Below are 13,662 nucleotides of genomic sequence, written 5' to 3' on the forward strand. Positions count from 1 at the left end.
AGTGCTTAAAAGGGTATTCCGAAAATTCAGCCTGCTGAAGTCCATCAGCGAGTCCTTGCCAATCGGCTTGAAGGACAATGCCCAAAGCGCGATCCTGTGCACCGCAGTTGTGTTGTGCAGTTACGCCCGTAGCAAGGAATTGTGCGCCGACGAACGTCTGGAAGGAATCGCCTGCCGGTCGGTCCATCTCAACTACCCCGGGGAGGATGCAACCGCGTTCTACAATGAAATCACAGTTCGCGAGTCTGCCCCCGGGACGTACTTCTCCGTAATCGGTTGGGACAAGGGATATTTTGGAATTCAACAGCTGGCTTCCAATCAAAAACTAGTAATTTTCTCCGTCTGGGATTCCGGCGAGAACGACCCAAATGCAACCCAAAAAGAATTGCGCACGAAACTGCTTTTCAAAGATCCCAACCTACGCGTGAAACGCTTTGGTGGCGAAGGGAGCGGCGGTCAATCCTTCTACGACTTGGATTGGCAAGTTGGGCAGACCTATCGTTTCATGCTGTGCTGCAACATCCTGGGAAATCGCACCGCCTACAGCGGGCTGATGGTCGATCCAGAAACCAATCGTTGGAAACACTTGGTAACATTTTCGACGATCACGGGCGGCCGCCCGATGAGCCGATTCTACTCGTTTGTCGAGGATTTCAAACGCGATCGAGAATCAGCCAAACGGGCCCGTATCGCGGAATTCGGCAATGCATTTCGCCTCCCAACGAACTCCGACGATTGGGTGTTTCAGAAGCATGCAAAATTCACCGCTGATGCGAATCCAGTATTGAACATCGATGCCCAACTTGTCGGAAATCGATTCCAACTGGCTACAGGTGGCGAAACCACCAACAATCACGCAGCCTTGCAGAGTACGCTTACCAACGATGCAGCAGCCGACCGCATGGCGTTGAAAGGTGCTGAGCAGGCGATTGAAAGTGCCATCACTGCATCGCAGCAGCCATGACCTTAGCTTCGGCTTTCGATTTTCCCCTGACAGCCCCATGGCAGGTTCGTCGCGTTACTCAGCGGCCGATCAACCACATCCTAACCAACACGGGTTGCTGGTCTCCCGATGGACAATGGATTCTCTATGACTTGCGGTCCGATTTGGAAGGGACTCTTTTCGACTCACCAGCGATCGAAAGAGTCCATTCCGCAACCGGTGAGGTCGAATCCTTGTTTCTAGGAAAACGCGGGGCCAAGGTTGGGGTCGTGACCCACTCACCCTGTGACGGTCGCATCGTATTTATTCATGGGCCAGCCGCCCCCACTAGCGATTGGGCCTATTCCGCAACTCATCGCCACGGATGCATCGTTGATTCGCAAGTCCGGCCCCCACGACTTACTGAAGGCGGTGTGATCCTCGACGCGCGCGATCTGGCTCCCCCCTTCACGTCCGGCGCCCTTCGAGGAGGTACCCACCTGCACACGTTTAGTGGCGATGGGCATCGCGTTAGCTCAACCTACCAAGATGCCGTGCTGGAAATGCTCAGCCAACAGCCCACCGCGCCAATCCATGACTTGGATCAACGCAACGTAGCGGTCAGCGTGCGGTTTGACGGTGGCGTCGTCCCCAAGTCTACGCATCCCCACAACCAAAGCGGGGCGTATTGGACGACTCTCGTAACCCACACTGTCAATCATCCCCAGTGGGGTTCAGACGAAATCTGCCGAGCATTCAGTGATGCATGGATTGGACAAAACGGGTACCTGCGTGCAGACGGCTCACGACAGCATTACGCCATCGCCTTCCAAGGCGAATTGCGAAGTCGAACTGGCGTTCCACTGGTAGAGGCTTTCGTCGTCGACCTACCGGATGACGAGGCGGCGTTTCGGATCGCCGGTGATTTACCGCTACAAGGAACTCCGTTCAAGCGACCAGCTCCACCCGCTGGCATCGCGCAACGCCGCATCTCGCATACCGAATCCCATCGATTTCCGGGCTTAGCTGGCCCACGTCACTGGCCGCGTAGTTCTCCCGACGGAAGCCGGATTGCTCTGCTCAAACGCGATGAAACCGGAGTTGTCCAGATCTGGCTCATTTCACCACTTGGAGGTGACCTGCAGCAGCTCACCTCCAACCCACATGACATCGCTTCCGCATTCAGTTGGTCGCCAAACGGAGCATGGATTAGCCATGTGATGGGCGGTGAGATCTGCGTGACCAATACACATTCGGGTAAAACGCATGCGCTCACAGACCTAGCGGCGAGTGAGCTTGCCCCCTCGCCGCTGGCCTGTGTTTTCTCTCCTTGTGGTACACGCATCGCTTACCTCCAGCCTCGAATCGAATCAACGGGCGAGACGGTCAACCACATTGCTCTAGTCGAGAGCTTGAGTACTTAAACTCTGGCCAAGCAAGGGCGACTTCCGAGACCAGCACAGTCCCACTTTTGCGTTCACTCCGCCCTAGGTTACTTAGGTCCCGGCTCAGCGATTTCTAGGATTTCGCTGGAGCTCAAGACGATCCCATTGCGATCCACGATCTCCTTTTTGACCTGTCTACCTGGAATGGTGCTCGATCGCCATAGGGTGACATCGACGAGGCCTGCTTCGGTCGTATCTTCGAACTGAAAAACCTCAGTCTCAACCTGCCTTCCTCCCACTTGCAGATTCTCAGCACGAACCAGTTTGGCTTTCAGCGATGGCAGTTCAAACTGTTCAACTTTCATGCCAGTCGGCAAGCGAAAGGTAGCGGGGTATTCAACTCGATTAACGTCGCTCTCAATGCGTTCCCCCGCCTGCTCAATCGCTGTCTGTGTCTCCAGTGCTAACATGGTGTCCGACTTCTCCGCTAAACGCAGGGTCGTATAGAGGAAACGGTCTTCTGTCGGACTGGCTAACATATCTTTCCTCACGACGCGCGTTCCCACCGGAAACCGATTCCAGTTTGCATACTCTGGGTGCGAAACCTTAGCCCTCGCTTCGTCGGCAGACGAAGTCGCAACGACAGGTGATACAGTCGAAGAGCCGCCGCAGCCCGCGACAGAAATGCAGAAAACAACGCATAGCGTTTGGGGGATAGAGGCTTTAGTGATAGAGTTCAATCGAGTCGTCCTTACACGGGATAGAGGCATGGGAATTGAGGGTGGGGCTACTTTTTCCGCTTGCTGATCTTCTGAACAGCTCCCTCTTCCTCTTCAATGGCACGATCTTCGGCGTGCATCGCTTCAATTTGTTCAGGTGTTGGCTGGTCGGTTGGCAAAATGGTCTCTTGGCTACCAGTACAACCTACCGAAGCGAGGGCAAGAAGCAGTAGCAATTGGGCAATAGCATGTTTCATGATGCAGTCCTAAATAAAGTGGTCAAAAAAACGTGAGTCTCTGAACTGCGGGGTGAATCGAACTCACCCCGCAAGTTGGATATTTAGAAGGATCGAACCTACTCGATCGTTTCAGACGGCTGCCCGTCATCGATCACACAGGCTCGCATCCACACTGTCGAGTCCACGCTGAACGAAGCGAACCGCACTGAGCCGTCGCCAAAAACACTGTTCAAGCCACCGGGGTGTGACGAGCCGAAATAGCGACGCCAGACGGTTCCCGTCTTGTCGGTCATGTTGCTATATGGGATGGCTCGTGGATCGGTGTCCGCCATGGGTGGGAAGTGCCAACGCAGAACGCACTCATCCCAGCCGGCATTGTTCCAGCGTTCGTTGTCGCCACCGTCAGAACCGTGACGAGTCGGCGGCAGACACTTCTCCGAAGCGACGATTGAATTCGACGTTCCATCGATAGCGTCAGCCAATCGACGCTTGTCACCCAAGGCGTTCCAAACCACGAACCCTTTACGGCCTCCCACGTTGCCACGATTTTCTTGCGCACGCTCATCGCGACGAGGGTCCAATCCCAAAGGCGCAGCTGGGATATCGCCCATATTTTCATGCATTTCACCTTGGTAGAATCCGGCACAACCCGCGTAGTCGCTTCGCCCGAACGACAGTGAACCGTATCCAGTTGCACCGCGGCGTGAAGGGCAATAATAAGTGGGGATCAGAGCCCGTGCGACACTGTCCTCACCGTTGTAGTCAGCGGGTCTACCGCTATGCAAAGCAGGTAGATTGAAGTCAGCTAAATTATAAACGTTTTGCTGTTCCACGAAGGGAAGGATCTTGAACCAGTGGCTCCACCCCTTGGGACTTGCCGCATTGCAGCAAACCACCGAACCGTAGGTTCCAGCCGGCTCAACATAGTTGGGTGAAAGACTCGGATCGCTGTCGTAGGGACCGGCGGGTAGCTGCTGGAAGGCCGATTCAAAATTTAAAAATCCGAGGCCAATTTGCTTGAGGTTGTTGGAGCACTGCATCCGGCGTGCAGCTTCGCGAGCCGCTTGAACGGCAGGCAACAACAAACCGACTAGTATGCCGATAATCGCAATCACAACAAGCAATTCGACCAGCGTGAACGCACGATGCGGTCTCTGCGTCGACAAACACTTTCTTTTCATCTAACGGAATCCTTTTCTTAGGTAACCGAAGCTTTCAGAACGTATGAAATGGCACTGCCCATCAGCGAAGCAGTCACAGAACAGTTCACGCTTAAGAACATTCCGATGAGTGCTGATCATCCGCCCGACCTACCGCTGGAAATTTCCAGTGCGACGGCACGAGTCGTGATGCCTCTTCAGAATGAGCTCTGAACGTTGAACGTCCGAGATTCTACGAGAGAAAGACATTGCAGCAATTTGCATTTGTGACTATTCACAGACTCTTCGCCGCTGCTTAATCGCCTCTTCATCGCACCTTCATCGAGCGCAGAACACAGGCTCAAATGGCGACTCTGGATAAGACAAACCGAAGCATTGGGAACTGCGTTTGAGCTCGCACGAAGCCTACGATCGCCGAACGCCGCAACCTTGTGGACGACACGTGTTCCCCGGAGGCAAACGCGTCAAGTTCCATCCGCGCCCCGCAGACACCCGCTGGCAAATTTCGGTACGGGCACTTCGCACTCCGGAAAAGCACGCATTGCTGCCAAGTATCATTCGTTGTTGCCGAACCGCGCGTGGGCTGACTAAAGCGGTTTGCACTCATTTCAGAAGATGTCTGTCGAGTGCCCTGGATGGGCGTTTCGCCACTTGAGCCCGAGTTGAACCGACCGGAAGCCAGCTCTAGGCCTGGAAATTTGAACGTATTGCCCTCTCGACGTAGGGAAAAAGCGGAATATATTGACTTTAATAGCCGAAATATGGGATACTCCGGCTCCTACCGGGGAATGGAACTAGTTCATAGGCTAGAATTTTCTCACGTGTTGTTGTCGGACCGATGTTGGTCCAAGCAGATTTGCCTGCCGATTATTTCGCAACACGCAGTTCGACATGCATTCAGAAGGGGTGAACGCAACACAGTGGCTCTACCAGGAAAAGATAGAAGGAACGAGCGTAATTCGGATCAAACTCGAATCAACAGCAACATTCGTGAGCGACAGGTCCGTGTCATTAGCGAAGAAGGTGAGCAGCTCGGCATCCTCGATACAGAGGCCGCGCTCACTCGAGCACGCGATTCAGGCTTAGACCTTGTTGAGGTCGCGCCTACCGAAAAACCTCCCGTATGCCGCATCATGGATTATGGGAAGTACAAGTACGAAAAGGGCAAAAAACGTGCTGGCCAATCGTCGGGCCACCAAGGCAAGCTTAAGGAAATACGCTTGCGTCCGAAAACCGGCGAGCATGACATCGGTTTTAAAGTTAAACAAGCCGTCGGATTCCTAAAGCACAAGGACAAAGTGCAAGTCTCTGTCATCTTCCGCGGTCGCGAAATGGCCCACATCGAAGAAGGTCGACGCGTCATGGACAGCGTGCTTGAAGAACTCCTGCAGCACGGCAAGCTGGACGGAAACCCCATGCAAATGGGACGACGCATGATGTGTACTGTCTCTCCCAAGTAACGCTCGCCCCCCGCCAGACACTCCCCGCTAGGATAGCGCAGGTACCTGGCCTCTTGGCCCAGCGAACTCTACCACAGACCTCAACCTCCCCCGCCAAGCGGGGAGGTTAACGCGACACCACTTCCCCATCAGTGCCACCCACCTATCCCGATAGGTGCCATCCACTGATTGGCAAATGTGGATGGCACCTTTTGGCTTTTTCCCGCCAAGCGGGGAGGTTAACGCGACACCACTTCCCGATCAGTGCCACCCACCTATCCCGATAGGTGCCATCCATTGATTGGCAAATGTGGATGGCACCTTTTGGTTTTTTGGCTGATTCTCGGGGGAAGCTGCTGCTGTCGAGAGCTCTGTGCTAGCAAAGGCGTCGCTTGTTGGACGATGAGACCCCGCATGAGAGGCGGTGTTTTGCAGAGAGAGGCCGTCGCCTTCCAGCGGCGAGCTAGGCGAGCGCACAGCGATCGCGTGCTGCACAGGAGATCGTCGGAAAATGGGGGCTAGCTGGCAGGAGGCAGCAAGAAGGGGGCTACCCAGATGCGAGAAAGCACTCGCTGGCCTTCTGCTGGCCGTGATGGCAACGCCGATTGTGCCGACGTGCGTCGGCGGACATGGTACTCGGGCGCCCCGCACAGGTACTCCGGCCAAAGTAGCGTTTGTAATCCCACACCAAGTCACGCCACATCGAGACCTCGATCCCAGTCGACGCTAAAGCCGACTGCAGTCGCTGCGGTACTTTGGAGGCGGCCTGCTTAATACGCTGGGCCGCCGTCCACTGCAGTAGCTCCAGGTACTTACTCCACTCCATGCACAAGAAGCCGCGGTCGCTGGCTCGCAATCCGCCCGCATGAGCCTGCGGGTCGTTCGACATCGTTTGACTGGCCAGTTCTAGAGGTGCCAGCCAGCTGTCTCGCAAGACACGCTTGCCGGTGGGATTGCGACGTTTCGCCTTTTGTTCCTGCATCCGCTGCTGCACGGGTGTCTCGCGTATTTTCTTCCCCGCTTCGGCGGTGGGCACCGCCCGTAGATCGAAGGCTGCTGAATCGATCTTTGCGCCCCGCTCAGCCTGGATGCGATCGTAGGCTGAGGTGTGTTCGGCTTGTTCCGGGGACTCGGCCATCGCCGCTCGAATGGGATTCAAGTCGACATACATGGCGCAGGCCAGCAAGCCCGCTTCGTCGGCGAGCCGTTGTGCTTTGAAGCGGCCTTCCCAGAATCGTCCCGTGCATTTCTCTTGAGCGTTCGCGAGCCGCGCGACAGGCTCGGCCAGAGCTCGCATAAACCAAGAGATATCAGACAAACGCGAGCGAATCACCGCCATGCGCTCCTGGTCTCTAATTAACGCCTGCACATCGGCCTCGGTGGGCTCTGCCAAATGCTCCTCAAACCGACGCCCGGGAAAGACTTTCAGCCACCGCTGGGCAACCTCTTCCTCCGACCACAGGGCAACCACGTCGGGACGATTTCGCAAGATGATGTGGAGGTGTGAGCTGAGAATGGCATAGGTCAGTACGTCTATGCCGAACGCGGAAGCGAGGGCTTCCATCCGTCGCCGGATCCACTCGCGGCGGAAGGAGTAATCCTTACCAGAGACGGGGTCGACGCCAGTCAGGAACGCTCTTCGTACACAACGTTGTATGGCATGCACGATACAGACTTCGCCCGCTTGAAATTGTTCATTACGGTTGGGTCTACTCATCACAAGCACCTCCTAGGAGCACCGGTTCAGTCTAACATTCTGTCATCCTTCGTCAATTAAAATCTGGCAGACACCTACTTGACAATCCGCGGAAGATGGATGGCACCTACCGGGGGTTGCTAGCAACAGGTGGAAGGTGGGTGGAACCTAATGGGAATAGTGGAAGATGGGTGGCACCTTTCAGGGAGGGGGGCTGGCAATGGAATAGATGGGTGGCACTTTTTGAGTGGGGGATTTACTTGCAATTGGGGCTCGAAAACTGGTAGACTAGCGTAGAGTTCCGTCCACAACGGTTTGCGAATCCCACCTATTCCCCCTCGTCGCACACCTCCCGCCAATTCGGTAAAGCCCAATGAAGTTCGCGTGCAGTTTCTGTTGGATGTGCTCGGCATTAATGGTTTTGAGCAGCTCGGTGGTAGCTGTTGGAGTTGAGGAACCGGACGCGCTGACCGTTCCGAATGCTGCGGTGGAGACGCTGCAGACCTACTGCATGGACTGTCACAGTGGCGGAGATGCGGAGGGGGGCATTCGTGTGGACTTCTTGGCGACATCGGCCAATCTCGGCAATCACGTCGAGCAAATAGAGAAGATCATCCTGGCGCTTCGTGAACAGCAGATGCCTCCGGCCGACGCTGAGCAGCCTTCGGCAACCGACCGGGTGCAGACTCTAGAGTGGATAGAATCGCAGTTGCAGAACTTTGACTGTGGTGCCATTAGTGGCCCCGGCCGCGTTACGATGCGGCGTCTCAACCGCAGCGAGTTCAACAATACCGTTCGCGACTTGACGGGCTTGCCCCTCACGCTAGCAGATGACTTCCCTTCAGACGACGTGGGAAACGGCTTTGACAACATTGGTGATGTGTTAACGATTCCGCCTATCCTGCTGGAAAAGTACCTGTCGGCAGCTCACGCAATTGCGACGGCGATAACCGACGATCCTGCTGCGCGAAAGAAGGCATTTCCACTTACCCCACAACAGCCAGATGACTTAGAGGAAGTCGTCGCCGTAGCGCGTAAGAACGTAAGCGACTTTGCGCGCCGCGCTTGGCGGCGTCCGTTGGCCGCGTCTGAGGTCGACCGATTGATGGAGTTAATGAAGGGAGCTTGGGACGCCGACGCGACGGAAGTCGAAATCATGCAAACAGCCATCACAGCGATTCTTGCATCCCCGAATTTTGTCTATCGCGTTGAAGAGGACGAGGCGGCTCAGTACATCGACGGGGTTCGTAGCTTGAATGATCATGAGCTGGCGTCGCGACTATCGTACTTTCTGTGGAGCAGCATGCCCGACCAACGCTTGTTCGAACTTGCCCAGCAGTCGAAGCTGCATACAGCCGAGCAATTGGAAGCCGAGGTCGAACGCATGCTCGAAGATCCGAAGTCCATGGCTTTAGTGGAGAACTTTGCCGGACAGTGGCTGCAATTGCGAGATTTGCAGCGGCTTTCTCCCGATCCAACCCTGTATGCCTCGTTTGATGAAAAACTGCGCCGTTCGATGCGGCGCGAAACCGAGCTACTTTTTGCGTCCATCATGCAAGAGAACCGAAGTCTTTTAGACCTCCTGAACGCGGATTACACCTATGTAGATGAAAGACTTGCCGAACATTACGGCATGGAAGGCATCACTGGGGATGAGTTTCAGCGGGTTGAACTGACGGGGAATCGCCGCGGTGTGCTGATGCATGCCAGCGTGCTGCTGTTAACCTCCAACCCGACTCGCACCTCTCCGGTCAAACGCGGTAAATGGGTATTGGACAATTTGCTTGCGGAAGCCCCACCACCACCGCCCCCCAACGTTCCCGAACTGGCCGGGGCAGGAGAAGCTCTGGGAACCCTCCGTCAACAAATGGAGCAGCATCGGGCGGATCCCAACTGTGCGGTCTGCCATGTTAAGATGGATGCAGTGGGTTTTGGACTCGAAAACTTCGATGGCATTGGTAAGTGGCGAGAAACCGACGGACGTGAGCGAATCGATCCATCCGGTAGTTTGCCGGGCGGAAAGACTTTTAGCGGCCCCGTCGAGTTAGTAGAAATTTTAGCTGAGGAAAAGAAGTCCGAGTTTGTGCGATGTGCGACGACCAAAATGTTGACCTATGCGTTAGGCCGCGGGTTGAATGTTTCGGACCGCTGCACGATTAACACCATCGTTGCCAGTCTGTCGAACCAAGATTATCGGTTCGTTCCTCTTGTCAAATTGATCGTGACAAGCCAACCATTCACAATGCAAGAATCAGGACGCTAGCTTATGAACGACTTAAGACACTCAGTTGTAACACGACGTAACGTACTGCGTGGATTGGGAGTATCCCTAGCGCTCCCATGGTTGGAAGCCACCAGCACGATTGTCAAAGCGGCAGAGGCGGCTCGCTCGCCGACGCGAATGGCCTTTATCTTTGTCCCCAATGGCGTCGCACTTGATCAATGGACCCCTACAACCGAAGGGTATGGGTTTAAATTGTCTCCGACTCTGCAACCCTTGGCACCGGTCCGAGAAGACCTGCTGGTCCTCAGTGGGCTAACCCACGACAAGGGACGCGCTAATGGCGACGGCGCGGGGGATCATGCGCGCAGTGCTTCAGTTTTCCTAACCGGCGCGCAGCCGCGTAAAACCGATGGCGAGAACATTCGATCCGGAGTTTCGGTCGACCAAGTCGCCGCTCAGGCAATTGGCCAACTCACCCGTTTCTCCTCACTTGAATTGGGCGTTGATCCAGGCCGCAACGCAGGAAATTGCGATTCGGGTTATAGCTGCGCCTACTCCTCCAACATTTCTTGGTCCTCGGAATCGGCGCCCGTCGGCAAGGAAGTTAACCCGCGTCTAGTTTTTGAACGGTTATTTGCAGGAGGTAAATCTCACGAGATCGACAAGGGGCAGCAGCACCGTTCCGTACTGCACAAAAGTGTGTTGGATTTCATAGCGGACGATGCCAAGCGGTTGCAATCGAAACTGGGACGCAACGACAATCGCAAACTTGATGAGTACTTGACTGGCGTGCGGGAAGTGGAACGCCGATTGGGGAAGGGAGTTCCAGCCCAGTCGTTAGATGTCGACTTGGATTACGCTATGCCAGAGGGAATTCCGGGAGACTATCAGGATCACATGCGGTTGATGTGCGACATGATGATCTTAGCATTTCAAACGGACGCAACACGTGTGTCAACGATGATGTTTGCCAACGCTGGCGACAACAAGAACTATCGGAAAATTGGCGTGCCGGATGGGCATCACGATCTCTCGCACCACGGAAACGACCCCTTAAAGCTCGAGAAGATCAGTCAAATCAATCGCTTTCATGTTCAACAATTGAGCTACTTGTTGCAAAGAATGAAGTCGATTCGAGAGGGTGAGCGGACCTTACTGGACAATTCGATGGTCTGTTATGGGAGCGCGATCAGCGATGGCAACCGCCACAACAATGAAAACCTTCCCATCGTTTTAGCGGGCTCTGCTGGTGGCACCATCGACACAGGCCGACACATCCGCGTTCCTGCCGAAACCCCAATGTGCAATCTCTTCCTTTCGATGCTAGAACGCATGGGAGTCAATGTCCCATTTGTGGGAGATAGCACGGGCCAAATTGGCAGCTTGACCGTTTAGCCTGCAGCGTGACCGGCCGGTTCAAGTTCCACCATCTGCATCTCGTGAGGAGTATTTGCCTTGTCCGCAACCTGGCCTGCCGTACTTGTTCTATTTCTGATCAGCTTGCCATCTATCATCGAAGCTGGCCAAACGGAAGATGCGAGCATTTCGGAGCTGGTTGCGCAACTTGCCTCCGATGAGCTTGAGGTGCAACGCGACGCTGCCTACGAGTTGGCTAGGCGGCAAAACAGCACTCCCGAAGTCATCCAAGCGCTTGGGGTAGCCACGCTTGCATCGGATACTCAAGTTCGCTTCCAAGCCCTCATGACTCTGGCCAGGATTGGAGCTCCAGCCCATGCTGTGACTCCGCAATTGATTCAATGCTTGTCTGATCGAGATGACCAGATCCGCTATCGCGCCGGGACAGCCTTAGGATGCATCGGTGCCGCAGCGGTCCCTGCACTTGCGGAGGCATGGACCGAGGCATCCAACGACGCAAAGCTAGCCATTGCCCAAGCGGCATCCAGGATTGGCCCTGATTCCCAAACGCTTGCAGCAGTGTTCACCGAGGAGCTCGATAAGACAGAAGACGCAGAGTTGGCACGCTTCACCGCAGAGGCTCTGGCGGCGATAACGCCTAGTAACGAAGCTTTATTTGTACAGATGTGCGGGCATCCAGTCAGCGGAGTACGACGCGTGGGTGCAGAAGCATTATCCGCTTTGCCATCAGCCTCCGCCGCAGCTCACGCTGCTTTGCTCCAAACGGTCAGTGACGCGGATCCTGTTTTGAGGGAGTGGGCAGCCATTGCCCTAGCTAAATCCTCTCTCCCAGCCGAACAGAAGTATGAGCCTGTCGAGCGTTTGCTGCTCGACTCCAATGCTTCAGTAAGGGCAGCGGCAGTTGTTGCGATGCGCAAATCCAACTTGTTAACCGAAGTTTTTGCGAAACGGCTTATCGATCACCTTGCAACAATTGACGGAGAATACGCCGACGGGTTGGTCGACGCCATCTGCGAAATTGGAAACCGTTCGACCGCCGCTTTGCCGGCATTGGTAAAATACGCCCAGCAGCCTGCCGTCGATGCGTCCCACCTGTCTAAGTCTTTGGCTAGATTTGGAGGCGTAGCCGTTGCCCCCCTACTCGATGCAATTGAAGACCACCCCAACTTGGAAATGCTTTTTTCTTCCGCATTGGCTTTCATCGGGGCTCCGGCCATTCCTACGCTGCTAGAGCATGCCACCAATGAAAATGAGCTAGTTCGAATTGCCTCCGTGCGCGCTCTCGGTGAAATGCAGCCCGCGCAGATCGAATCCGTTCCCCCCCTGACTCGTGCCATCGAGGACCCGTCCGCCTCTGTCCGCAGCGTGGCAGTAGCTCTACTCCTGGCACAACCCTTCGACCTTAGCGCGGCTCAAGATACGCTGGTGAATGCCACTACTGATGATGCTGAGGACGTGCGGGCGGCCGCCATGGGAGTGATTCACGCTTGCGACCTATCCAGCGAAGAACGGCAAGCGTTGATTGTGCGTGGCTTGCATGACGGCTCACCTAAGGTGCGCACAAGCGTGCTCCTAGCAGTACGAGAGCTACCTCAAGAGCTTACAAAGAGCACCACCGAAATCATCGCTCTGCTAGAAGACGACCTCGCTAGTGTCAGAGCGGCTGCGGTAGGCACGCTCGCCTACCAACCCCAGCAGCAAGTCCATGAGGGGACGGTAGCGGCATTGGTGGAGGCGTTGAACGACCCCGCCACCGAAGTACGTTTGGCAGCCACCACTACAATCCAGTTGCTCCATCTGGTTGATCCGGCTCTGCTGGTTGCTCTAGGCGACAATTTGACCGCATCTCCTGAACTTTTGATCTCAACCTTAGAGGCAATCAAGCTGAGTGGGAAAGAGGGTAGCCAGTTAGCATCCGCTGTAGCGGAGTTGATCTTTCACGAGGAGCAGACGGTACGAGTCACTGCAATTCAGACCTTGGGGCAAATCAATGATCACCCGCAACAACAGTGTGAACTCCTAGTCAAAGCACTGGAAGACCCCGAATGGGAGGTCCGACAGGCGGCAGCAGTCGGCTTGGGAGAGAAAGGCACGTTAGCTGAGGTGGCGGTACCCAAATTGTTTACGATGCTCAGTAACGAGGAGGATTCTGATTTCGCCAGCAGAGCGCTGCGAGAGATCAATACGGCACCACTTACATCCATTCCACTCTTCATCGAGAATTTAGATTCCGAAGATAGGCGGGTAGGCTATTATGCGGTAACGCTGCTGGGCAAGATTGGTCCGCCGGCCCGTGCGGCAATACCGAAATTAGAAGAGATGCAGGAAACGCTGAAAAAGGGTGATCGGCGCGGAGGTTTTCGGAGGGACTATTTGCAAGATGCTATCGATGCGATTCATGGCCGAGAAACGCCTGAGTAGTCGCTGTCCCCAACGGCGAATCTAACGCCAGGGTCCCTAGACTTGCTTGCAGGAAACAACCTCCCTCGAATCCCTTTCCG

Annotated in this window: 11 protein-coding genes; 7 read left to right on the top strand and 4 right to left on the bottom strand. The window is 55.2% G+C overall.

Annotated features, from left to right (window positions below; translation table 11 throughout):
* Position 1 precedes the first annotated feature (1 nt).
* Both Q31a_RS17070 and Q31a_RS17075 read left to right on the top strand, forming a co-directional pair.
* Positions 2-964 carry a DUF3472 domain-containing protein gene (locus Q31a_RS17070; protein ID WP_197355348.1) on the top strand — a complete coding sequence of 321 codons (963 nt, stop codon included), beginning with the start codon at positions 2-4 and terminating at the stop codon, positions 962-964.
* Positions 961-2,346, top strand: coding sequence for a DUF3748 domain-containing protein (locus tag Q31a_RS17075; RefSeq protein WP_145080415.1), 1,386 nt, complete (start codon positions 961-963; stop codon positions 2,344-2,346). Before Q31a_RS17070 ends, Q31a_RS17075 begins: the two co-directional genes overlap by 4 nt.
* 68 nt (positions 2,347-2,414) lie before the next feature.
* Here Q31a_RS17075 and Q31a_RS17080 read toward each other — a convergent pair whose 3' ends face one another.
* The 3 genes from Q31a_RS17080 to Q31a_RS17090 all read right to left on the bottom strand — a co-directional run bounded on the left by Q31a_RS17080 (position 2,415) and on the right by Q31a_RS17090 (position 4,446).
* Positions 2,415-2,846: a hypothetical protein gene (locus Q31a_RS17080; RefSeq protein ID WP_145080419.1), complete on the bottom strand. Its 432-nt coding sequence runs from the start codon at positions 2,844-2,846 to the stop codon at positions 2,415-2,417.
* A gap of 248 nt (positions 2,847-3,094) precedes the next feature.
* A complete protein-coding gene (locus Q31a_RS17085; RefSeq protein ID WP_145080423.1) occupies positions 3,095-3,283 on the bottom strand; it encodes a hypothetical protein in 189 nt (62 codons plus the stop codon).
* Positions 3,284-3,381: 98 nt separating this feature from the next.
* Positions 3,382-4,446 (bottom strand): DUF1559 domain-containing protein, encoded by a 1,065-nt coding sequence (locus tag Q31a_RS17090; RefSeq protein ID WP_145080426.1) that lies wholly within the window; start codon positions 4,444-4,446, stop codon positions 3,382-3,384.
* Positions 4,447-4,494: 48 nt separating this feature from the next.
* On the opposite strand from Q31a_RS17090, the gene Q31a_RS30260 reads away from it, so the two are divergent.
* Both Q31a_RS30260 and infC read left to right on the top strand, forming a co-directional pair.
* Positions 4,495-4,638 carry a hypothetical protein gene (locus Q31a_RS30260; RefSeq protein ID WP_197355349.1) on the top strand — a complete coding sequence of 48 codons (144 nt, stop codon included), beginning with the start codon at positions 4,495-4,497 and terminating at the stop codon, positions 4,636-4,638.
* A gap of 707 nt (positions 4,639-5,345) precedes the next feature.
* Entirely contained in the window at positions 5,346-5,885 is a 540-nt protein-coding gene (gene infC, locus Q31a_RS17095; RefSeq protein WP_231690806.1) for a translation initiation factor IF-3, read from the top strand.
* Between the two features lie 526 nt (positions 5,886-6,411).
* Here the strand turns inward: infC and Q31a_RS17100 are convergent.
* Complete coding sequence (locus Q31a_RS17100; RefSeq protein WP_145080429.1) at positions 6,412-7,581, bottom strand: hypothetical protein; 1,170 nt, start codon at positions 7,579-7,581, stop codon at positions 6,412-6,414.
* A 412-nt stretch (positions 7,582-7,993) separates the two neighbouring features.
* On the opposite strand from Q31a_RS17100, the gene Q31a_RS17105 reads away from it, so the two are divergent.
* Genes Q31a_RS17105 through Q31a_RS17115 form a run of 3 tightly spaced genes read left to right on the top strand, consistent with a single transcriptional unit; the run spans position 7,994 to position 13,582 of the window.
* A complete protein-coding gene (locus Q31a_RS17105; protein ID WP_197355350.1) occupies positions 7,994-9,823 on the top strand; it encodes a DUF1592 domain-containing protein in 1,830 nt (609 codons plus the stop codon).
* Positions 9,824-9,826: 3 nt separating this feature from the next.
* Positions 9,827-11,179 carry a DUF1552 domain-containing protein gene (locus Q31a_RS17110; protein WP_145080435.1) on the top strand — a complete coding sequence of 451 codons (1,353 nt, stop codon included), beginning with the start codon at positions 9,827-9,829 and terminating at the stop codon, positions 11,177-11,179.
* A gap of 60 nt (positions 11,180-11,239) precedes the next feature.
* A complete protein-coding gene (locus Q31a_RS17115; protein WP_145080438.1) occupies positions 11,240-13,582 on the top strand; it encodes a HEAT repeat domain-containing protein in 2,343 nt (780 codons plus the stop codon).
* Positions 13,583-13,662: the final 80 nt, after the last annotated feature.

It is taken from the genome of Aureliella helgolandensis, assembly GCF_007752135.1.
Classification (GTDB): Bacteria; Planctomycetota; Planctomycetia; order Pirellulales; family Pirellulaceae; genus Aureliella; species Aureliella helgolandensis.